The sequence below is a fragment of the Cellulosimicrobium sp. E-16 genome, from assembly GCF_049913115.1.
Lineage (GTDB): Bacteria > Actinomycetota > Actinomycetes > Actinomycetales > Cellulomonadaceae > Cellulosimicrobium.
In genome coordinates, this window is record NZ_CP183974.1 from 2,368,277 (window position 1) to 2,390,243 (window position 21,967).

The window sequence follows — 21,967 nt, forward strand, 5'->3', positions numbered from 1 at the left end:
GCCGCGGGGGCCGGAACACCCTGTCGAACCTACTCCGGCTCAGGGCCCTGTCAAGCGGTAGCGGTCAGACGAACGTGTCGAAGAGGGGGACGCCGTCGCGCACGGTCTGCAGGCACCGGGGCCGCGGCACGTCGGGGCCGAGCTCCGGCAGCAGCGGCTGCCCGGCGCGCGCGTCCGTGCTCCACGACGACGTGGTGCGCCCGAGCGCGCCCTGCACGACCAGGTGCTCGCCCCGCCACACCGCCAGGTGCGCGGGCGCACCGACGCGCAGCTGCCCGGCACCCGTGTGGTCCAGGCCCGCGATGCGCCACCCGCCGCGCGTGTGCGCGCGGAACGCGGCCCGCGCCGAGATCTGCTGGTCCGGGTCCACGTGCGACATCGCCGCGAGCACGCCCGCCCACGGGTCGAGCCGCGTCACCGGCGCGTCCGACCCGAACGCGAGCGGGACGCCCGCGCCCGCGAGGTCCGCGAACGGGCTCAGGCCCTCCGCCCGGGTCGCGCCCACGCGCGCCGCGTACATGCCCTGCGGGCCGCCCCACGCCGCGTCGAACCCCGGCTGGATGCTCAGGCTCACGCCGAACAGCAGCAGGGACGCCAGCGCCGACGCGTCCACGAACAGCGCGTGCTCCACCCGGTGCCGCGCCGCGCGCACCGCGCCCTGGCCGTGGACCTCCGCGGCGACCTTCAGCCCGAGGACGAGCTCGTCCATCGCGCGGTCCCCGATGACGTGGAAACCGCCCTGCGTGCCCGCCGCACCGACCGCGGACAGGTGGTTCGCGATCTGCTCCGCGCTCAGGTAGAGGCTCCCGCGGTCGGTGCGGTCCGGGCCGTCCTGGTAGGGCAGCCGCATCGCCGCGGTGCGCGACCCGATCGACCCGTCCACGTTGAGGTCGCCCGCGATGCCCGCCAGGCCCGGCACGTCCGCGAGGAGCTCGCGCGCGTCGTCGACCGTGGCGCACAGCTCGCCCCGGTACCCGACGACGTGCGCCAGCCCCGAGGACGCCTCGCCCGTGAGCGCGAGCAGCTCGCGCAGCCCGGCGCGCGTGTCGATGTGCGGTGCGCTCATCTCGTGCACCGACACGATCCCCTGCTCCGCCGCCGCACGCAGCGCCGCCCGGTACAGGTCGGTGCGCCGCGCCGGCGACACGTCCCGCGCCACGTCCCGGGCGACGTGGTGCGCCTCCCCGGTGACCCAGCCGGACTCGTCCCACCCGGGACGCTCCTCCAGGGCGCAGCGCCGCGCGAGGGTCGTGGAGACCACGGCCGAGTGCACGTCGACGCGCGCCGCGTACACCGCGCGCCCGCCCGCGGCCGCGTCGAGCTCGTCGCGCGTCGGGGGGCGGCCCTCGGGCCAGGACCGCTCGTCCCACCCGAACGCGAGCACGACGTCGTCGTCCCCGACGACCGCGGCGGCCTTCGCGACCGCCTCGAGCGCGGCGGCGAGGGTCGTCACGCCGGCGCTCGCGGACAGGTCGACGCCCGCGAGGGCGAGCCCGACCTCGAACAGGTGGACGTGCGCGTCGACGAAACCGGGCGCGACGAGCGCGCCGTCGAGGTCGATCACGCGGTCGGCGCGGGCGGCGAGCCCGTCGGCCGTGTCGTCGGCGCCGATCCAGGCGATCACGCCGTCGTCGACGAGGAGTGCTTCCGCGAACGGGTCGGCCGGGGAGTGGATCACGCCGCCGCGGTACAGGATTGAGGCCACAATCCTTCACGATACCGCCACAACCGCCCGAACCTCACCCTCCCGGCGCTGCGTCCACGCAGGTGGGACCGGGTGTCGTGCACGTCACCCGCCACGCTCGGCTCCCACGGGCCCTGCGCGGTCGGGTCAGACGCTCGAGTACGCGACGACGCCGCGGCGCAGCTTCTCGATCGCCTGGTGCGCGGTGCGCCGCACCGCGGGCGTGGGCGCGGCGGTCGCGACCTGATCGAGGACGTCGATCACCTGCTTGCACCAGCGCACGAAGTCGCCGGCCGCGATCTCCGAGCCGCGCAGCACGGCGTCGAGGCTGCGGCCCACGGCCCACCGGTGCACGGCGGTGACGAGGCCCTCGTCGAGGGCGCCGGTCGCGTCGATGTCGTGCGCCTCCTCGAGGTCGTCCACCTCGGACCACACGCGCGTGGTCGCCTCGAGCGCGCGGGCGAGCTTCCCGTGGGGGCCGCCGGGGACGTCGGGCTCGCCGTGGTCCTCGCGCCGCCCCGCGTACACGCACGTGGACACCACCGCCGCGAGGGCGGGGGCGTCGAGGTCCTCCCACACGCCGCGGCGCAGGCACTCGGCCAGCAGCAGGTCGTTCTCCGCGTACAGGCGCCGCAGCCACTGCCCGTCGCGCGTGACGCGCAGCCCGGCCCGGTCCGCGGCCCGTCCGCCCGCGCTGCCGGAGCCGTCCCCGTCGTCACGGGGCCCGCCCGCGGGCTCCTCCGCGTCCAGGGCGTCCTCCAGCGGGGCGACCGGGTCGTCCGCGACGTCGCCCGGGGCGAGGTAGCCGAGCGTGAGCAGGACGTCGCAGATGCGGTCGAACACGCGCGCGATGGAACCGGTGCGGCCCTCGACGCGGCGCACGAGCTGGTCGTGCTCCTTCTTGAGCCGTGCCCACCGCTCGGCCCAGCGCGCGTGGTCGTCGCGGTCGGGGCAGTCGTGGCACGGGTGGACGCGCAGCTGCGCGCGCAGGCGCGACAGCTCGGCGTCGTCCGCGGCGGCGGACCGGGCGCGGGTGGTGCGCCCGGGGCGCGCGCCGGGCTCGTCGAGCGCCCCGAGGGCGTTGCGCAGCGTGGACGCGAGGTCGCGCCGCTGCGCCGGGACGCGCGGGTTGAACGACTTGGGCACCCGGACCTTCGCGACGGTGCGGATGCCGCCGGGCGCGTCGGCGACGGTGAGCCTCTTCACCTGCCGGTCCTGGGTGAGCACGGTGGGGCGCGGCCCGTCGAACCCGGCGCCCTCCCCCGGGTCGAGCACGACGACGTAGCCCGCGCGCCGCCCCGACGGCACCTCGACCACGTCCCCGGGACGCAGCCGCTCGAACGCCGCCACGACCTCCGCGCGGCGCGACCGGCTCGCGGCGCGCGACAGGTCGCCCTCGCGGGCGGTGATGCGCCGCCGCAGCGCCGCGTACTGCGCGAAGTCGCCGCGGTCGCACGTCATGGCCTGGGCGTACCCGTCGAGGGCCTCGGCGTGCGCCTGCGCCTGCTTCGCGAGCCCGACGACGCCGCGGTCCGCCTGGAACTGGGCGAACGACGTCTCCAGCACCTCGCGCGCCCGGTCCCGCCCGACCTGCGCGACGAGGTTGACCGCCATGTTGTACGTGGGCCGGAAGCTGGAGCGCAGCGGGTACAGGCGCTTGGACGCCAGGCCCGCGAGGTGCACGGGGTCGAGGCCCGCGTGGTCGACGACGACGGCGTGCCCCTCGACGTCGATGCCGCGCCGACCCGCGCGCCCCGTGAGCTGGGTGTACTCCCCCGGCGTGACGTCCACGTGCGCGGTCCCGTCCCACTTGACGAGCTTCTCCAGCGCGACGGACCGCGCGGGCATGTTGATGCCGAGCGCGAGCGTCTCGGTCGCGAACACCACCTTGACGAGGCCGCGGCTGAACAGCTCCTCGACCGTCTCCTTGAACACGGGCAGCATCCCGGCGTGGTGCGCCGCGATCCCGCGCGCGAGCGACTCGGTCCACGTCCAGTACCCGAGCACGTCCAGGTCCTCGGCGGGGATAGTCTCGGTGCGCTCCTCGGCGACGCGCCGGATCTCCGCCTCCTCCGCGGGCGAGGTGAGGCGCAGCCCCGCGGCCAGGCACTGCTGCACGGCGCCCTCGCACCCGGCGCGGGAGAAGATGAAGTAGATCGCGGGCAGCAGCCCGTCGGCGTCGAGGGCGTCCACGACGGCGAACCGCGCCGGGGTGCGCCGCGCCCCCAGGGCGCGGTCGGTGCCCGGGCGGCGCCCGCCCCGCCCCCGGTACCCGCGGTCACCGGGACCGCGGCGCCCACCCGGACCCGACGCGCTCGTGCGCGGGGCCGCGCGGAACGCGGCCAGCAGGTCGGGGCTGATCGGGGGGTTCACGCCCGGGTCCGTCGGGTCCACGTGCCCCGCGTACAGGTCGAGCAGGTCCGCGCCGAGCGCCCGCCCGCCGCCCGCGTGCGCGACCCCGGTCGCCGGGTTCGCCGACGCGACGAGCACGTGCTGCCACAGCGGCACGGGCCGGCGCTCGCTGACGACGACCGTCGTGTCGCCCCGCACCATCTCTAGCCAGTCCCCGAACTCCTCCGCGTTCGACACGGTCGCGGACAGGGACACGAGCTGCACGTCGTCCGGCAGGTGGATGATGACCTCCTCCCACACCGGCCCGCGGAACCGGTCGGCGAGGTAGTGCACCTCGTCCATGACGACGAACGCGAGGCCCTCCAGCGTGCGCGAGCCCGCGTACAGCATGTTGCGCAGCACCTCGGTCGTCATCACGACGACGGGCGCCTCCCCGTTGATCGTCGTGTCGCCGGTGAGCAGGCCCACCGAGTCCGCGCCGTAGCGGCGCACGAGGTCGCCGTACTTCTGGTTGGACAGCGCCTTGATCGGGGTGGTGTAGAACGCCTTGCGCCCGCCGTCGAGGGCCAGGTGGACGGCGAACTCGCCCACGACCGTCTTGCCCGCGCCCGTGGGGGCCGCCACGAGCACGCCACGGCCCTCCTCGAGCGCCTCGCACGCGCGCTCCTGGAAGTCGTCGAGGGGGAAGTCGAGGACCTGCCGGAACTCCGCGAGCCGGGTGCGGGACGCCGCCTGGCGGGCCCGGGACGCGGCGTAACGGGCGGCGGGCGATTCAGCGGCCGTCATGGTGCCAGCCTACGGTCCGGCGCCGACGTCGCCGGTCGGTGCGCGGGGTTCGGCGCGGCGGGCCGCCGGCACGCGACCGGCGCGCCGTCCACGATCGGTCGGTCGGTCGGCGGACGGTCAGCGCGCGGCCGGGCCCGCCGCGGCGTCCAGGACGTGCAGCGCGCCCGGGACCACGTCGACCCGCAGCGGCAGGGGACCGAGGTGCTCCCCGTCGGCGAACGCGTGCGGCGGGGCCGCGCCCGCCTCGGTCGCCGCGACCGTCACCGACGTCGCGCGCAGCGTCCCCACCCCGGGGTTCGCCAGGTGCCGCCCCGCGTACATGCCGGGGAAGATGCGCGCCGCGCCCCAGCGCCCGAACGGACCCGCGACGACGACGTCGAGCAGGCCGTCGTCGAGCGCCGCGCCCGGCGCGATCCGGATGCCGCCGCCGATGCGCGGCCCGTTCGCGACTGACACGAGCGCGCCCGGCGACTCCCACACCACGGTCCGCCCGCCCTGCGCGTCGGGGACGTCGGGGCTCGTCCCGAGGGCGGCGCCGTCGAGCAGGAGGGGCGCCCCGGCGAGCAGGTCGGGCAGCTCGTCCCCCGCCGGCACGCCGCGCAGCATGACCCGGTACCCGTACGGGCGGTACCGCGTGATCTCCGTGAGGGCCGAGCGCGCGTACCGCGACCGCCCGCGCGGCCACGTGGCCGCGTTCGCGTGGGCGTTGACGGCCGCGTCGACGCCCGCGGACAGCACGCCCGCGTACCAGCGGGGCGCCACCAGGTGCTCGCCCGTGACGCGGGCGGCGTCGACCGCGCGCACGGACGGCAGCGCGCTCGCCGGGGACACGGTGCTCTCGGCGGTGCCGAGAGCGGCGAGGAGGGCGTCCACGCACCGGTCCGCGCGGGTCGTGGGCAGCCCGAGGCCGTGCGCGAAGTCGTTGCCCGTCCCGACCGCGACGATGCCGAGCGGGACGCCGGTCCCGGCGGTCGCGTTGACGCCGAGGTGCACCATGCCGTCCCCGCCGACGACGACGAGCGCGTCCACCCCGGGCCGTGCTCCCGCGCCGTCGCCAACCGGACCGCGCACGGCGGCGTCGGCGGACTCCTGGGCGAGGGGCAGGCTCGGGGCGCTGAGGTCGACGACGTCGTGCCCGGCCGCGCGCAGCGCCTCGGCGGTGCGCGCGCCCGCGGTGCGACCGCGCCCGCGCCCCGCCGTCGGGTTGACGACGAGCGCGACCGTGCTCATGCGCGGCCCCCGCGCCCGGTGGGGCGCGGCCGGGGCGTGGCGCTCACAGAGCCAGCCGTGCGGCGTCGCGCTTGTCGACGCGCCGGTCGTGGAGGTAGCTGATGCCGAGCGCGGCGAAGTAGAGCCCGCAGATGGGCAGCGCCACGAAGATCATCGTCAGGGCGTCGGGCGTCGGGGTCATGACGGCGGCGAACACGAACGCGACGAGCACCGCCCAGCGCCAGCCCTTGGCCATCGCGGACGCGCGCAGGAGCCCGGCGGCGTTGAGCGCGACGAGCACCACGGGCAGCACGAACGCGAGACCGAACGCCAGCACGAGGCGCATGACGAAGCTCAGGTAGCCCTGCGCGTCGGCGAGGTTGGTCGCACCGTCGGGCACGAACCCGGCGAGGATGTCGACCGCGTGGGGCAGGACCCACCACGCGAGGTACGCGCCGCCGAGGAACAGCGGGACGGACCCGCCGAGGAACGCGAACGCGTACCGCTTCTCCCGGGTCGTCAGACCCGGGGTGATGAACGCCCACAGCTGGTACAGCCACCACGGGCACGTCACGATGACGCCGAGGAAGAGGGAGACCTTGACCTTCATGTCGAGCGCGGAGGCCAGGCCCGAGAAGTTCAGGCTGATGACCTTGCCCTGCTCCTCCGCCGCCTTGAGCAGCGGCGCCTGCAGCGCCTCGAGCAGCGGCTCGTAGAGGAACCATCCGACGATCGCGCCGACCACGAGGCCGCACGCGGCGAGGAAGAGACGCTTGCGCAGCTCCAGGAGGTGCTCGCGGAGCGGCATCCGCCCCTCGGGGTCACGGGAGGTACGTGACACCGACTATCCCTTCGAGGTGTCGCCCGGTTCGGGCGACGTGGTCCCTCCGGTCACGGTCGGCGCGGAGGTACCGGTCGACGGGGTCGTCGTGCCCGTGCCACCCGCCGCGGGCGGCGGGGTGTCGTCCTCGCGCAGGTCCTTGACCTCGCTCTTGAAGATCTTCAGCGACTGGCCCACGCTCTTGGCCAGGTCCGGGAGCCGGCGCGCGCCGAACAGGAGCAGGATGACGACGACCAGCACGATGATGTGCCAGGGCTTGAGCATGCCCATGGGCTAACTCCTCCTCGAGGCGAACGGCGCTACGCGAGCGAGTCTACGCGGTGAACCCTACGCGTTGAACCGGCGCCAGCGGGACCAGACCTGCTCGTCGCGCCGCCGCCGCAGCACGCGCCGCTCCGCCCGCTCGGCGCGCAGCAGGTCCACGCGCTCCTGGAGCACGACCGGGTCGTCGAACAGGGTCGGCGCGGTCGACGGCTGCGCCTCCTCCAGGGCCCGCGACAGCTCGTCCGCCCGCGCGCTCATGTCCGCCGCGACCTGCGAGGCGCGCGACAGCTCGCGCCCCAGCCCCTTCACCGACCGCCACAGGCGCCGTGCGAGGAAGAACGCGCCGACGAGCGTGCCCACGACGAGCAGCGTCCAGACCCAGAACCACATGCCGCCCACCCTAGCCAGCGGTCCGCTCGCCGGACGCCGCGTCGCCCGCACCGGCGTCGGGCCCGCCCGGCAGGTGCGCGTACGCGGACAGGGCGGCGCTCGCGGCGTCGCGCACGTCGCGCGCGACCGACGCGGGCTCGACGGCGAGCACGTGCCGCGCCCGCTCGGTGAGGAGCTGGCGCAGCCACACCGGGTTGGTGACGCGCAGGCGCACCTCGAACGCGCCGTCGGGCAGGTTGCGCACGGACTCGACGGGGACCTGCTCGGCGACGGCGCGCGCGGGGCTGGCGAACGTGATCGTCGCGAGCGGCGCGTCGCCGGTGGGGGTGAAGTCGACGTCGGGGTCGACGTCGTGCCCCTCGACGGGCTGGTCCAGCTCGGTGGCGGCGAGGATGCGGTCGACGCGGAACGTGCGGCGCCCGCGGGCGCGGTGGCACCACGCGAGCAGGTAGGCGTGCTCGTCCTGCGTGTGCAGGGACACGGGGTCGACCTCGCGCTCGGACTCCTCGTCCGCGGCCGTCACGTACCGGATCCGCAGGCGGTGGCCCGCGACGAGCGCGCTCGTGATCGCCGCGACCACGCGCGGGTCGCCCTCGGGGGCGAGCTGCACGTCGAGCGCTGCCGCCGCCTCGCCCGTCGCGTCGGTGAGCTTGCGCAGCACCGACTCGACGACGCCCGCACGCTCCGGGTCGGCCTGCACCGCCGCGGTCTCCCGCATGGCGCGCAGCGCCGCGACGAGCGCGACCGCCTCACGCGTGCCGAGCCGCAGGGGCCGGGTCATGCCGCGCGCCTCCGTGAGCCGCACGACGCCGCGCTCGATCGAGTCGGCGTCGAAGTCGATGAGGTCGTCCGGCCAGTACCCGGGCGTGCCGGACACCCACAGGGCGTCGACGTCGTCCAGGACCTGGCGCTCGCTGACGCCGAAGTGCCGGGCGAGCTCGCCCACCGGCACCGGCCCCGCCCCGTCCAGGTACGCGACGATGCCCAGCAGGCGCACCAGCCGGTCGTCCGCGCGCTCAGCCACGCCCCGTCACCTCCGTCGACCCCTCACCCGTGCCCGTGCCCGCGTCGGCCCCGGCGTCCTGCGTGGAGCCCAACCCCGCCGCGTCCCGCAGCCGCCGCACGACCGCCGCCCGCAGGTCCGGCGGCCCGAGCACCAGCACCGCGTCCCCGTACCCCACGACCTCGTCCGCCAGCGCGTACCGCACGTCGTACGCGACCTCGAGCACATCACGACCCGCGCCGTCGCCCGCCCGCGCGTCCGGCACCGACCCCACGACCGTGCCGCGCGCCCGCAGCGCGCCCGCCCGCTCCGGCACGACCGCCAGGCGCGCGACCCCGCCCGCGTCACGCGTGCCCAGCGCCGCGTCCACGTCCACGTGCGCCGGCACCTCGAACGCGTCGCGCGGGCCCGTCGCCCGCACCCGGCCCTCGACGCGGCTCAGCCGGTACGACCGCGGCGCCCCGCGGTCCAGGTCGAACCCGACCAGGTACCAGCCGCCGCGCCGCGCCGCGATCCGCCACGGCTGCGCGCGCCGCGCCCGCACCTCCCCCGTGCTCGCCGCCCGGTACGTGAACGACACCGCGCGCCGCGCCGAGATCGCGTCCATGAGGGTTGCGTACGCGTCGCCCACCGGACGCACCTGCGGCGCCAGGCCCGCGACGACGTCCATCGCGGTCTCCCCCGCGCCCGCCGCGCGCAGCTTCGTCAACGCCCGCGAGATGTCCGTCCGCAGCGTCTTGTCCTGCCAGAACTGCGTCGCCAGCGCGAGCACCCCCAGCTCCGCCGGCGTGAGGTCCACCGCAGGCAGCGCGTACGCGTCCTGGTCGATCCGGTACCCCACCTCGTCCGCGTGCCCGCCCGCGTCCACCGTGACGATCGGGATCCCCAGGTCACGCAGCGTGTCCTTGTCGCGCTCGAACATGCGTTCGAACGCGTCTGGAGAGGGCGCGTCGCCGTACCCCGCCACGCTGATGCGGATCTGCTGCTTCGTCATCGACGCGTTCGTGTTCACCAGCGCGATCACCAGGTTCAGCAGACGCGCCGCCGGGTTCGTCGGCGACGACCCCGACGACGAGGACGCGGGATCGGGCGCGACGGAGGGAGGCGTGGGCTCGGACATCGGCACCACGCTAGTCGCTCGGTAGGGTGTGCCGCGTGATCACGTGGCGGACCGCGACCGTGGTGTCGCACGCGAAGGCCTGGACCGGCGCCCAGGAGCTGCACGTGCGGCTCCACGACCCCCTCCCCGGGCGGGACGACGACCCCGACGCCACCGTGCGCGCCCTCGCCTACACCCAGCTCGTCGGCACCCCCGACCCCGGCGACCACGTGCTCCTCAACGTCTCCGCCCTCGCACGCGGCCTCGGCACCGGCGGGTACGCCCTCGTCGTCGGGCCCGCCCGGCCCGGCACCCCCCTCCCGCCCGACCCCGCACCCGGACCCGGCCACCTCGTCAAGGCCCGCTACACCCCCCTCCAGGCCCTCGTCCTCGGCGTCGACGAGCAGGAGTCCCCCCACCACGACACCCTCCGTGACGCCGACGACCTCGACGCCACCCCCGTCGTCGTCGCCGACCTCCACTCCGCCCTGCCCGCCGTCGTCGCCGGCGCCCGGCACGCCGCGGCGCTCGCGGGCCGCCCCGCACCCCGCGTCGCCTACGTCATGACCGACGGCGGCGCCCTGCCCGCCGCGTTCTCCCGCACCGTCGCCACCCTGCGCGACACCGGCTGGATCGACACCTGCCTCACCGTCGGGCAGGCGTTCGGCGGCGACCTCGAGGCCGTCACCGTGCACACCGGCCTCCTCGCCGCGCGCCACGTCACCGGCGCCGACCTCGTCGTCGTCGCCCAAGGACCCGGCAACCTCGGCACCGGCACCCGCTGGGGCTTCTCCGGCGTCGCCGCCGGCGAGGCCCTCAACGCTGTCGCCGCCCTGGGTGGCCGACCCGTCGCGTCCCTGCGCGTCTCCGGCGCCGACGCCCGCGACCGCCACCTCGGCGTCTCCCACCACTCCCTCACCGCCTACGGCCGCGTCGCCCTCGCCGCCAGCGACGTCCCCGTCCCCGTCCCCACGCCCGACGTCGAAGCGCTCCCCGCGTGGGGCGCCGACCTCACCCGCCGCGTCGCCCAGCAGTCCGCGACCCTCGCCGCCCCCACCGGGCGCCACCACCTCGTCGACGTCCCCGCCGGCCCCGCCCTCCTCGACGCCCTCCACGACGTCCCCGTCCGGCTCTCCACCATGGGCCGCGGCCTCGACGCCGACCCCGCCGCGTTCGTCGCCGCCGCCGTCGCCGGCGTCCACGCCGAGTCGCTGCGACCCGCATGACCGCACCGCAGGGGGAGAACCACCGCCGGCCCGGGCCGGGTCGCTTCGCCGCCGTCGCCGCGTTGGCGCTCGCGGCGGTGCTCGCCGCGGCCGTCGGCGCACCGTGGGGCTGGCAGACGCCGGGCTGGTTCGACGACGTCGCGCAGGACCCGGTCGCGCCCCCGCCCGACACCGCCACGATCCGCGACACGAGCACCGGGCCGGACGATCTCCGGAACCTGGCCGACACGGGCGGCATGTCGTTCGACGCATACCTGCTCGTGTTCCTGGGCGTGGTCGTGCTCGTGGTCCTCGTCGTGCTCGCGCGCCGCTACCTCCCGGCCCTGCTCGCGCGACGTCGCCGACGGGAGATCCTCGTCACGGCACCCGGCGACGTCTCCGTCCACGCCGCGGAGGACCCGGTCGTGCCGGAGCTGCGGGACGCCGTCGAGCGGGCCCACGACGACCTGCGCGCGCCGGACGCCGACCCGCACGACGCCGTCGTCGCCGCGTGGGTCGCGCTCGAGCGTGCCGCGGAGCGGGCGGGCACCCGGCGAGACCCCGCACAGACCCCGACGGAGTTCACGAGCGCCGTCCTGGCCAGCACCCGGGTGGACGCGGACGCCGTCGCGACGCTCCGCGGCCTGTACCACCGGGCCCGGTTCGGCGAGACGCCGCTCGGCGTGCACGACCTGGAGGCGGCACGCGCCGCGCTCGCCCGCATCGGGGCGGACCTCGCGACGCGGGCCGGACGCCCCGCGGACGGGACAACCGACCCGGCCGCGCCCCACGACCGCCCGCTCTACGACGAGGCGCGGCCGTGAGGGCGCGCGAGCGATGGGGTCGCCTGCGCCCGGGAGACCGGCACGCCCTGCTCGCGGCCGCCGCCGTCGTGGGGATCGGCGTGGTCCTCGTGCTGCTCGGGTCCTCGCCCGCGCACGCCCTCATGCTCACGACCCTCGGCGTCGCGGGCGTCGTGCTGTGGCACCGCACCGGCTACGCCGGGGACACCGTGTGGCCGCGCGTCCCCGACGTGCGGCGCGACGGCAACCGGCGCGACGTGTCCGACCTCGGCTGGTCGGTCCTGGGCCGCGACGGACGGGTCACGGTCACCGCCGCCCGACGGGTGCGGCACCTCACGGAACGTCGCCTCGCCCACCACGGGATCGACGACCTCGCCGACCCCGGCGCCGCGACCCACCTGGCACGGCTCCTCGGCCCTCGTGCCGCCCGCACCGTCCACGACCTCGTCACCGACGGGCGCCTCCCGACGCCCGCAGAGCTCGACACCTGGCTCGCGGCGCTCGACCGTCTCGACCAGGCCCTCACCACCCACGCCACCCCGGACCGCCCCGACGGAGGGACACCCCGATGACCGCCGACCCCGCCGCCAGCACCGCCGCGCAGCCCGCGACCCTCGACGTGCCGGCCGTCGCCGCGCACGGCCGCGCCGTCCTCGACGAGGTCGCGACGGCCGTCGTCGGCGCCCGCGAACCCCTCACGCTCGCGCTCGCCACCGTGCTCGCCGGAGGGCACGTGCTCTTCGAGGACGTCCCCGGGCTCGGCAAGACCCTCGCCGCCCGCAGCCTCGCCCGCGCGCTCGGCCTCGACTTCACACGCCTCCAGTGCACCCCCGACCTCCTGCCCTCCGACGTCACCGGGTCCTCCGTGTACGACCCCGCGACCCGGACCTTCGAGTTCCGGCCCGGGCCCGTCTTCACGGGGCTGCTGCTCGCCGACGAGATCAACCGCACCGCACCCAAGACGCAGTCCGCGCTGCTCGAGTCCATGGCCGAGCGCCAGGTCACCGTCGAGGGCGCCACCCACGTGCTGCCCCGCCCCTTCCACGTCGTCGCGACGTCCAACCCCGTCGAGCACGAAGGCACCTACCCGCTGCCCGAGGCACAGCTCGACCGCTTCATGGTGCGCCTGTCCGTCGGGTACCCCGCGCGCGACGAGGAGCGCGAGGTCCTCACCCGCCGCATCACCCGCCGGCACGACGACCCCGTCGTCCACCAGGTCGTCGACCACGACACCGTCCTCGCCATGCAGGCCGCCGTCGAGCAGGTCGACGTCCACCCCGACGTCATCGCCTACTGCGTCGACCTCGCCGCCGCCACCCGCACCCACCGCGACCTCGAGGTCGGCGCGTCCCCCCGCGGGTCCCAGAACCTCGCCCTCCTCGCCCGCGGCGTCGCCGTGCTCGACGGGCGCGACGTCGTCCTGCCCGAGGACGTCAAGCGCGTCGCCGTCCCCGTGCTCGCCCACCGCCTCACCCTCACCCCCGGGGCATGGGCCGCCGACCTCCGACCCGAGACCGTCGTCGCCGGCATCCTCCAGACCGTCCCCGGCCCCGCCACCGTCGGCGCTCGCGGATGAGCACCCCCGCGGCGGAGCGCGACACGGACGCGCCCCGCTGGCGCACGACCGTCCACCTCGCCGCGGGCGTCCTCCTGGGCACGACCCTCCTCGCCCTCGGCGTCCTCTTCCGCCGCCCCGACGCCGCACTCCTCGGTCTCGCGCCGCTGCTCGGCGCCGTCTGGGGCTGGACCCACCGTCCCGACGGACCGGTCACCGTGCGGGTCGTCCTCGACACCGACGCCCCGGCCGGGACCCTCGCCGCCCGCACCGTCGCCGACGTCCCACCCGGCGTCGAGCTCCTGCGGCTGCGCGCCCTCGCCCCCGGCGGCCTCGTCACCGAACGCCTGGTCCGCACCACGGCCGGAACCCACGAGCTCGCCTGGCACGCACCCTCCGCCCGCACCGGCGTCACCGACACCCTCCGCGTCGACTACGCCGCGTACGGGCCCGACGGGGTCGAGGAGCAGGTCGCCCGCGTCGCCCGCGGCCCGCGCCGCCTCGTCCTGCCCCGCCCGACCCCGCTCGGACGCCTGCCCCTCTCCTCCCGCCTGCGCGGACTCTCCGGCCCCCACACCTCCCGGCGCCCCGGCGACGGCACCGAGCTGCGCGACGTCGACGCCTTCCGCCCCGGCGACCGGCTACGCCGCATCGACTGGCGCGCCACCGCCCGCCGCTCCCCCACTCTCGACACCCTCTACGTCCGCCGGACCTTCGGGACCGCCGAGGCGACCGTCGTGCTCGTCGTCGACTCCCGCGACGACGTCGCCCCCGACCTCTCCACCTGGAGCGGCGTCGGCGCCCAGCGCCCCGACGAGGCCACGTCCCTCGACCTCGCCCGCCACGCCGCCGCGTCCATCGCCCAGGCCGTCCTCGCCGATGGCGACCGCGTCGCCCTCGACGACCTCGGCCGCCTCGCCCGACCCGTCCGTCCCGGCGGCGGACGACGCCACCTGCGCCGCATCCTCCACGGCCTCGCCCTCGCCCGACCCGTCGGCGACCCCTCCGCCCGCCACCGCCCGCCCCAGGTCCCCGCCGGCGCCGCCGTCTACCTCTTCTCGACCCTGCTCGACGACGAGGCTCCCCGCCTCGCCCGCCAGTGGCACGACACCGGACACGTCGTGGTCGTCGTCGACGTCCTCCCACCCGTCTCCGTCGCCGAGGTCGACGACCACGTCGCGACCGCCTGGACCGTCACGCGCCACGAGCGCGCGGACCGCGTCCACGACCTGCGAGAGCGCGGGATCGTCGTCGCACGCTGGTACGACGGCACGCCCGGCGCCGACGGCGCGCGCGGGACGCTCGAGCTCGCGGCACGACGCCTCGACCGGCAAGGACCCGGTCGCCCGACCCCTGCCGGGAGCACCCGATGAGGCGACCCGCCCGACGCGAGGTCGTCACCGCCGGACCACGCCCCCGCCTCCAGGTCGAGACCGCGCGCACCTTCCCCGGGTGGGGCCCGCGCGTCCTCCTCCTCGCCCTCGCCACCGCCTTCGCCGGAGCCGCGCTCCAGACGACCGGGCTCGCACCGTCGTTCGTCTGGGGTGCCGCGCTCGGCCTCGGGGCCGTCACCGCCTACCTGCCCGCACCGCCGGTGCCCCACCTGCTCGTGCTCCTCGGCGGGCTCGTCATGCTCGCGGACGGGAACGCGCCCTTCGACCCCGTCGTGCTCGCCCTCCTCCCGCTGGGTCACCTCGTCCTGCGCACCGCCTGGTGGTCGGACCACGTGCCCCCCGAGGCGCGCGCGGAGCTGCGCGCCGTCGTGCCCGACCTCCGCAGGGTCGTCGTGCTCCAGGCCGTGCTCCTCGTGGTGGCGCTCGCCGTGCAGGCGATCACCGCGGGAGACGTCTCGTCGGCGGTCGCCAGCGCACTCGGCGGGATCGCGGTGCTGGGCCTCGTGCTGCTCGTCTCGCCGCGGGACTGACGTCGCGCTGCGAGCGGCCGGGGACCGCCCGACGATGGCGGGACGGCGCCCGACGCCGTCCCGCCGTCACCGCGGCGACCGCACCCGACCCGAGGAGGCACCCATGGCCGCTCGCTCCGACCTGCCGAAGTACACCGTCCCGTCGCTCACCCCCGAGGAAGGGGCGAAGGTCGCCGGGATCCTCCAGGAGCGCCTGCACGCGCTCAACGATCTTCAGCTCACGCTCAAGCACATCCACTGGAACGTCGTCGGACCCCACTTCATCGCGGTGCACGAGATGATCGACCCGCAGGTCGACGCCGTCCGCGCGATGGTCGACGCCGTCGCGGAGCGCATCGCGACGCTGGGTGTCTCCCCGCAGGGCACGCCCGGCGCGCTGGTCGCCGAGCGGAGCTGGGAGGACTACTCGCTCGGCCGCGCCTCGACCATCGCCCACCTGGGGGCCCTCGACGAGGTGTACGTCGGGGTCATCACGGCGCACCGCGAGGCCGCGACCGCGACCGAGGAGCTCGACGACGTGACCAACGACCTGCTCATCGGGCACCTGCACGACCTCGAGCTGTTCCACTGGTTCGTCCGCGCGCACCTCGAGTCGACCGGTGGTGACCTCTCCACCGACGGCGCGCGCACCGAGACCGGTGCCGCGCGCAAGGCCGAGCAGGCGGCGGCTCGCCAGCCCTGACGCCCGCTCCCCCGCCGGACCGCTTCTCCGCAGCACAGAGCCGGCCGCACGCCACGGTCTACCCGACGTGGCGTGCGGCCGGCTTCTCCGTGCTGTGTGGCGAGCCGTGTACGGCAGCGGGGGTGTTTGGGAGCGCTTGGCACACTATTTTTTGAGGAGGTGACATAGGGTCGCCGGATGAGCGACAACTCTCCTCGACGGCCCGTCGTCCGCCAGCTCCGCCTCGTCGTGGAGGCGGACGACTATGACGCCGCCCTCACGTTCTACCGCGACGTCCTGGGCCTCCCCGAGCGCATCGCGTACGCCGACGGCGAGGACGACCGGGTGGCGATCCTCGACGTCGGGCACGCGACGCTCGAGATCGCGAACCCCGCGCACAAGCGGGCGATCGACGACGTGGAGGTCGGGCGCCAGGTCGCGGGCCACCTGCGGGTCGCGTTCGAGGTCGACGACGCCCGGGTCGCCACCGACCGCGCGGTAGGTGGCGGGGCGGAGCTCGTCGCTCCCCCGACCCGCACCCCCTGGGGCTCGCTCAACTCACGGCTCGACGCCCCCGCCGGCCTCCACGTCACCCTGTTCCAGGAGCTCGGCGGCGAGGAAGGCGTCCCGCCCGGAGTCGTCTCCGAGCCCGGGACCGGCGACGATCCCGCTCCCGACGGGCGCTGACGCCTCGACCCACGCCCGCCGGACCTGCTCGAAGCGGGTCGGCAACGGCGCCCGCACAGCGCCGTATCGGGCATTCGTCCGGTGCACGAACCGCCGCCACGAGAGCACGAGCCCTTGCTTGGTGATGGGCAGGCCGCTGGAGACCGTGACGCCGTTGTCGTGCGTATGGTGCACCGTGAGCAGCAGCGCACGCGGCACCGACCCCTCGAGGTCCGCGGCGAGCACCTCCCGCACAGCCATCCAGCGCCGCAGCACGACGACGACGCTCGCGCTGAGCACGTGCTCGCGGACCGTGCGGTGCTTGCCGTGCGTGAGGACGACCCTCCCCTCCCCCGTCCGCGCCGTCGCCGGGCCGAGGTCGATCGCCTCGGCCGTGCACCGCAGGAGGTCGCCGTAGCGGGCGCCCGTCGCGCGCGTGAGCCCCGCGATCACGGCGAGTCGCACCGTCTCCGGCTTCGCCGACTCCACCATCGCCTCGGTGGCGAGCGTCCGCCACACCCACTCGGCCTCGTCCAGCGAGACCGTCGGTCGGGGATAGCGAGACGGCGTCGCCGCGGGACTCGCGCCCGTCTCGTCGGGGCCGTCGTCAGGTGGGACGGTGGCGTCGGTGGTCACGGGCGCAAACCTACCTGCTTGGCACACTATTACCAGTTCGGACGCGCCGCGAGGGACTCGCGGAGACATGGTGCATCGCGCGAGATTGAATACCTATGCAGATTGACGCATACTTTGAGCATGTCCAAGGTTCTCACCTCCCTCCCCGTCGGCGAGCGCGTCGGGATCGCGTTCTCCGGCGGCCTCGACACGTCCGTCGCCGTCGCCTGGATGCGCGACAAGGGCGCCGTGCCCTGCACCTACACCGCCGACATCGGCCAGTACGACGAGCCCGACATCGCGTCGGTGCCGGGGCGCGCGACCGCGTACGGCGCCGAGGTCGCGCGCCTCGTCGACTGCCGCGCGGCACTCGTCGAGGAGGGCCTCGCTGCCCTGGCGTGCGGTGCGTTCCACATCCGCTCCGGCGGGCGCGCGTACTTCAACACCACTCCCCTGGGCCGCGCCGTCACCGGCACCCTGCTGGTGCGCGCGATGCACGAGGACGACGTGCAGATCTGGGGCGACGGGTCCACGTTCAAGGGCAACGACATCGAGCGGTTCTACCGCTACGGCCTGCTCGCGAACCCGGCCCTGCGCATCTACAAGCCGTGGCTCGACGCCGACTTCGTCACCGAGCTCGGGGGCCGCAAGGAGATGTCGGAGTGGCTGCTCGCCCACGACCTCCCCTACCGCGACAGCACCGAGAAGGCGTACTCCACGGACGCGAACATCTGGGGCGCGACGCACGAGGCGAAGACGCTGGAGCACCTCGACACCGGCATCGAGACCGTCGACCCCATCATGGGCGTGCGGTTCTGGGACCCGTCGGTCGAGATCGCGACCGAGGACGTGACGATCGGCTTCGTCCAGGGCCGTCCCGTCACGATCAACGGGCACGAGTTCGAGTCCGCCGTCGACCTGGTGAACGAGGCCAACGCGATCGGCGGCCGCCACGGTCTCGGCATGTCGGACCAGATCGAGAACCGCATCATCGAGGCCAAGAGCCGCGGTATCTACGAGGCACCCGGCATGGCGCTCCTGCACGCGGCGTACGAGCGCCTCGTCAACGCGATCCACAACGAGGACACCCTCGCGCAGTACCACACCGAGGGCCGCCGCCTGGGCCGCCTCATGTACGAGGGTCGCTGGCTCGACCCGCAGGCGCTCATGATCCGCGAGTCGCTCCAGCGCTGGGTCAGCACCGCCGTCACGGGCGAGGTCACGCTGCGCCTGCGCCGCGGCGAGGACTACTCGATCCTCGACACGACCGGCCCGGCGTTCAGCTACCACCCGGACAAGCTCTCGATGGAGCGCACCGAGGACTCCGCGTTCGGCCCCATGGACCGGATCGGCCAGCTCACCATGCGCAACCTCGACATCGCCGACTCGCGCGCCAAGCTCGAGCAGTACGCCGGCATCGGGATCGTCGGGACCACGCACGCCGCGCTCATCGGCGCGACCCAGGGCGCCGCGACGGAGCTCATCGGCGCCATGCCCGAGGGCGGCGCCGAGGTGATCGCGTCACGCGGCATGGCCGAGGGCGACGACGCGCTCCTCGACCGGGCCGCCATGGAGTCGGGCACGGACTGACCCGACCCGGGCCAGCGCAGCGAGACGGCGACGCACGACCGCGGAGACCGGTTCTCCGTGGTCGTGCGTCGCCCTTCCGGCGGCAGGTCGCCCTCTCGCGGGCGGGCGGGCGTGGCGCCTGCCGTGCGCGGATAGGCTCGCGGGATGAGCACGGGCACCGGTGAGCTGTGGGGGACGATCGCCGGACCCGTCGACCGCGAGCTCGTCGTCAAGAAGTCCCGCTTCCTCGCGCACCTCTCCCCCGTCGCGTCCGTCGAAGACGCGGACGCCGTGATCGCCCGACTCCGCAAGGAGCACTGGGACGCGCGCCACCACTGCGTCGCCCTCGTCGTCGGCGCCCACGCCGACCAGCAGCGCTCCACCGACGACGGCGAGCCGTCCGGCACCGCGGGCGTCCCGATGCTCGAGGTGCTGCGGCACCGCCAGGTCACCGACGTCGTCGCCGTCGTCACGCGCTACTTCGGCGGCGTGCTGCTCGGCACGGGCGGTCTCGTGCGTGCGTACTCGTCCGCGGTGAGCGAGGCGCTCGACGTCGCGCGCCCGGTGCGCCGCGCGGTGCTCACCGAGGTGCGCGTCGACGTCCCACACGCAGACGCCGGCCGCCTCCACGGCATCCTGCGGGACTGGGCCGCCCAGCACGACGGCACCCTCGACGACGTCACGTACGGCAGCGAGGCGGAGTTCACCGTCCTCGTCCCGCCCGTCGAGCTCGGCCGGTTCACCGCCGACCTCGCCGCCGCCTCGTCCGGCACCCTCACGGCCCACCCCGGCCCCGACCGCGTCGTCGACCTCCACACCTGAGCACACGACCTGCCGAGGTGGAGCCCCGATCCGTACACATAGACGCCTGGTCGGTCGAGGTAGAGGTCTGGTCACGGTGCCCGACGGCGCACGGCCGCGTGGGGTGGTCGTGGTGGGTGGCGCTGCACCTGTTATCCGCCGCCCGCCTGCGAAGCTGCCCGCCCCGCGCTGGTCTACACGACAGCGCGCCAGCTGCTGACGATCGCCTCGGTGGGACGACCCCAGTCGTCGTCGATCCAGAGACAGTCGGCGAACGCGTCGGCAGGGGCCGGTGCGACTCCTTGACGCTGAGCGAACGCGATCACCGTGGCCAGCTCGCTGAGCGACCACCGGCTCTCGATCCGACCGAAGAGTCCGCCGTAGGTGATCTCGATGAGAGAGACGATGACCGACCTGAGCTCCACCGGATCGATGCCGGATGCTTCGAGCGAGCGGAGCAGCGGCGCAGGTAGCGACCCGGACGAACCCAGTCGCGTCAGGGGATCCGCCTCGTGCCACGCGTCGAACGTCTCGGAGGTGACGAGCGCGTACTGCCACAGGTGCTCCTCGAGCGCGTCGAACTCGGAGGCGGACAACCCGACTGAAGCTCGCCAGCGACGAAAGGTCACGAGCCCCGCCGCCTGGCGGGCTCGGACAGAGAGGTCGGAGTACACCGCCGGAGGCGCCCAGGTCAGGTTCTCTCGGCCGATCGCGTAGACGGTGTCATCCTCACCGATCCCCCAGGGTGACAAGTCCACAGCGTTGACCCTGCCCTGGGCGTCGAGTCCGGGGTACTGCGTACGAGGTCGGCAGGCGAGGTCGACAGCGATCGGGAATCTCCCATCACGACGGACGACCCCAGTCGAGTCGACGACCGCCGACTTCTCGACGAGGCGGTGCGTGCGGCCCTCGACATCGTCGAGCTCGACCTCGACCAGCCCTGGCTGCGGCACGTCGGTCAGCCACCGCGTGACACGAGCGCCCAGGAGAATCATGACGGCATCCTCCCAGGTTGGGCCGTGTTCACTCTCGCTCGGCGTCAGTCGCTGACCCCGTCCGGTCCGACCACGGCGCCGTCGGGGACGCGCGAGGAGCCGCCCGGGTCGGCGAGCTCGGCGTCGCCGGTGACGGTGACGCCCGAGCCGAAGGTCCAGTCCCCGCGGACGGTGAGCGACCGCGCCGCGCGCAGGGACGGGGTGCCGTCGTCGAACCGGGCGTCGAACGCGGCGATGGTCTTGTAGTACGCGGTGTCGAGGTCGACGAGCGGCGCGTCGGTGCGGGCGACGAACCGGTAGCGGTCGTCGAGGTCGTAGACGTCGGAGCGCAGGACGAGGAGGTCGTTCGTCGTCTTGACGGGCAGGAACCGGTCGCGGCCCACCTCGATGGCGACGGCGCCGTCGAACACCTCGACGGCGGCGCCCATGGCGGACTCGATCTGGACGACCTCGGGCGAGGTCGGGTCGGTCGGGTCGACGGTCTTGGTGTTCTTGATGAGCGGGAGCTCGAGCACGCCGCCGGTGCGGTCGAGCTCGGCCGCGAGCGCCTCGAGGTCGAACCAGAGGTTGTTGGTGTTGAAGTACCGGTGCCGGCCGATGTCTGCGGCGGCGTCCTGGTCGTCCTGCGGCGTCTGTGCGGTCTCGCGCAGCACGAGGCGGTCGTCGCTGCGGCGCACGACGAGGTGGCCGCCCTTGCGGTCGGCGGGGGTGCGGCGGGCGACCTCGGCGGCGAAGGGGGCGCCGCTGGCGGCGAACCAGCCGGCCATGGTGGCGTCGGGGGCGGCGCCGAGGTTGTCGGAGTTGGAGACGCTGGCGTACCGGTAGCCGGCGTCGAGCAGCGCGCGGAGGGCGCCGGAGGCGTAGAGGGCGGTGTACAGGTCGCCGTGGCCGGGCGGGCACCACTCGAGCTCGGGGTCGGCGGGCCAGTCGACGGGCGTGAGGTCGCTCGCGAGGAGCTTGGGCTCGCGGTTCTGCAGGAAGTCGAGCGGGAGGTCGCCGACCGCGAGGTCGTCGTGCGGGGCGAGCGCGCTGAGGGTGTCGTCCTGGGTGCGGAACGAGTTCATGAGGAGCAGGGGCAGGGGTGCTCCGGTGGCGTGCCGGGCGGCGCGGACCTGGGCGACGATGACGTCGAGGAAGGTGAGGGGGCCGCTGTCGGGGCGCTGCGGGTCGGCGTCGCGCACGGTGAGGAGGGACTTGGCGCGGTCCATGCCCATGGAGGTCCCAAGTCCGCCGTTGAGCTTGATGATCGCGGTGCGCTGGAGGGCGTCGCGCGCGGCGGCGTCGGGGACGTCGAGCGTGTCGCGGTGGGTGACGTCGGTGAGTGGCTCGACGTCCGCCTCGGGGATCATGCCGGTCGCGCCGGACTCGAGGAGCCGGTAGAAGCGGGTGAAGACGTCGATGGCGGCGGGGGCGACTCCGGCGTCGCGCATGCGGTCGGTGGACTGGGTGAGGCCCTGGCTGCTCATGCCCCGATCGTAGGGGCGGGGACCTGCTCGGGGCAGGGCGGCGGTTGACCGCCGCGCTCGGGTGAGACGCGGGTCACAC

20 protein-coding genes are annotated in these 21,967 nt (G+C 75.2%); 10 read left to right on the plus strand and 10 right to left on the minus strand.

Annotated elements, in window-relative coordinates:
* Positions 1 to 64: 64 nt before the first annotated feature.
* From ACN9MS_RS10560 to ACN9MS_RS10595, 8 genes are all read right to left on the minus strand, one after another.
* Positions 65 to 1,705 carry an amidohydrolase gene (locus ACN9MS_RS10560; protein ID WP_426308586.1) on the minus strand — a complete coding sequence of 547 codons (1,641 nt, stop codon included), beginning with the start codon at positions 1,703 to 1,705 and terminating at the stop codon, positions 65 to 67.
* A gap of 126 nt (positions 1,706 to 1,831) precedes the next feature.
* Positions 1,832 to 4,822 carry a DEAD/DEAH box helicase gene (locus tag ACN9MS_RS10565; protein WP_426308587.1) on the minus strand — a complete coding sequence of 997 codons (2,991 nt, stop codon included), beginning with the start codon at positions 4,820 to 4,822 and terminating at the stop codon, positions 1,832 to 1,834.
* Between the two features lie 117 nt (positions 4,823 to 4,939).
* Positions 4,940 to 6,052 (minus strand): diacylglycerol/lipid kinase family protein, encoded by a 1,113-nt coding sequence (locus ACN9MS_RS10570; protein WP_426308588.1) that lies wholly within the window; start codon positions 6,050 to 6,052, stop codon positions 4,940 to 4,942.
* 43 nt (positions 6,053 to 6,095) lie between these two features.
* Positions 6,096 to 6,839, minus strand: coding sequence for a twin-arginine translocase subunit TatC (tatC, locus tag ACN9MS_RS10575; RefSeq protein ID WP_053370848.1), 744 nt, complete (start codon positions 6,837 to 6,839; stop codon positions 6,096 to 6,098).
* Between the two features lie 36 nt (positions 6,840 to 6,875).
* On the minus strand, positions 6,876 to 7,142 hold the full coding sequence (gene tatA, locus ACN9MS_RS10580; protein WP_426308589.1) for a Sec-independent protein translocase subunit TatA: 267 nt from the start codon (positions 7,140 to 7,142) through the stop codon (positions 6,876 to 6,878).
* Between the two features lie 57 nt (positions 7,143 to 7,199).
* Positions 7,200 to 7,526, minus strand: a complete 327-nt coding sequence (locus ACN9MS_RS10585; protein WP_426308590.1) for a hypothetical protein — start codon at positions 7,524 to 7,526, stop codon at positions 7,200 to 7,202.
* 10 nt (positions 7,527 to 7,536) lie between these two features.
* Complete coding sequence (locus ACN9MS_RS10590) at positions 7,537 to 8,550, minus strand: helix-turn-helix transcriptional regulator (protein WP_426308591.1); 1,014 nt, start codon at positions 8,548 to 8,550, stop codon at positions 7,537 to 7,539.
* Positions 8,543 to 9,649 (minus strand): helix-turn-helix transcriptional regulator, encoded by a 1,107-nt coding sequence (locus ACN9MS_RS10595; RefSeq protein WP_426308592.1) that lies wholly within the window; start codon positions 9,647 to 9,649, stop codon positions 8,543 to 8,545. The genes ACN9MS_RS10590 and ACN9MS_RS10595 overlap by 8 nt, the downstream gene beginning before the upstream one ends.
* Positions 9,650 to 9,684: 35 nt before the next feature.
* Here ACN9MS_RS10595 and ACN9MS_RS10600 point away from each other — a divergent pair, with 35 nt between their 5' ends.
* From ACN9MS_RS10600 to ACN9MS_RS10645, 10 genes are all read left to right on the plus strand, one after another.
* Positions 9,685 to 10,854 carry a DUF3866 family protein gene (locus tag ACN9MS_RS10600; RefSeq protein WP_426308593.1) on the plus strand — a complete coding sequence of 390 codons (1,170 nt, stop codon included), beginning with the start codon at positions 9,685 to 9,687 and terminating at the stop codon, positions 10,852 to 10,854.
* A complete protein-coding gene (locus ACN9MS_RS10605; RefSeq protein ID WP_426308594.1) occupies positions 10,851 to 11,657 on the plus strand; it encodes a DUF4129 domain-containing protein in 807 nt (268 codons plus the stop codon). Before ACN9MS_RS10600 ends, ACN9MS_RS10605 begins: the two co-directional genes overlap by 4 nt.
* Entirely contained in the window at positions 11,654 to 12,208 is a 555-nt protein-coding gene (locus ACN9MS_RS10610) for a hypothetical protein (protein ID WP_426308595.1), read from the plus strand. The genes ACN9MS_RS10605 and ACN9MS_RS10610 overlap by 4 nt, the downstream gene beginning before the upstream one ends.
* Positions 12,205 to 13,212, plus strand: coding sequence for an AAA family ATPase (locus ACN9MS_RS10615; protein WP_426308596.1), 1,008 nt, complete (start codon positions 12,205 to 12,207; stop codon positions 13,210 to 13,212). Before ACN9MS_RS10610 ends, ACN9MS_RS10615 begins: the two co-directional genes overlap by 4 nt.
* Positions 13,209 to 14,564 carry a DUF58 domain-containing protein gene (locus ACN9MS_RS10620; RefSeq protein WP_426308597.1) on the plus strand — a complete coding sequence of 452 codons (1,356 nt, stop codon included), beginning with the start codon at positions 13,209 to 13,211 and terminating at the stop codon, positions 14,562 to 14,564. Before ACN9MS_RS10615 ends, ACN9MS_RS10620 begins: the two co-directional genes overlap by 4 nt.
* Positions 14,561 to 15,115, plus strand: a complete 555-nt coding sequence (locus ACN9MS_RS10625) for a hypothetical protein (RefSeq protein ID WP_426308598.1) — start codon at positions 14,561 to 14,563, stop codon at positions 15,113 to 15,115. Before ACN9MS_RS10620 ends, ACN9MS_RS10625 begins: the two co-directional genes overlap by 4 nt.
* 103 nt (positions 15,116 to 15,218) lie before the next feature.
* Positions 15,219 to 15,797, plus strand: a complete 579-nt coding sequence (locus ACN9MS_RS10630; protein WP_378233213.1) for a Dps family protein — start codon at positions 15,219 to 15,221, stop codon at positions 15,795 to 15,797.
* A gap of 177 nt (positions 15,798 to 15,974) precedes the next feature.
* Positions 15,975 to 16,463, plus strand: coding sequence for a VOC family protein (locus tag ACN9MS_RS10635; protein ID WP_426308599.1), 489 nt, complete (start codon positions 15,975 to 15,977; stop codon positions 16,461 to 16,463).
* A gap of 735 nt (positions 16,464 to 17,198) precedes the next feature.
* Positions 17,199 to 18,647, plus strand: a complete 1,449-nt coding sequence (argG, locus tag ACN9MS_RS10640; RefSeq protein ID WP_426308600.1) for an argininosuccinate synthase — start codon at positions 17,199 to 17,201, stop codon at positions 18,645 to 18,647.
* A 144-nt stretch (positions 18,648 to 18,791) separates the two neighbouring features.
* A complete protein-coding gene (locus ACN9MS_RS10645) occupies positions 18,792 to 19,448 on the plus strand; it encodes a YigZ family protein (protein WP_426308601.1) in 657 nt (218 codons plus the stop codon).
* A gap of 173 nt (positions 19,449 to 19,621) precedes the next feature.
* Here the strand turns inward: ACN9MS_RS10645 and ACN9MS_RS10650 are convergent, their stop codons facing one another.
* Positions 19,622 to 20,422, minus strand: a complete 801-nt coding sequence (locus ACN9MS_RS10650) for a hypothetical protein (RefSeq protein ID WP_426308602.1) — start codon at positions 20,420 to 20,422, stop codon at positions 19,622 to 19,624.
* Between the two features lie 44 nt (positions 20,423 to 20,466).
* The gene (locus ACN9MS_RS10655; RefSeq protein ID WP_426308603.1) at positions 20,467 to 21,888 is read right to left on the minus strand and encodes a UTP--glucose-1-phosphate uridylyltransferase; all 1,422 of its coding nucleotides are present in this window, start codon (positions 21,886 to 21,888) and stop codon (positions 20,467 to 20,469) included.
* Positions 21,889 to 21,967 lie beyond the last annotated feature (79 nt).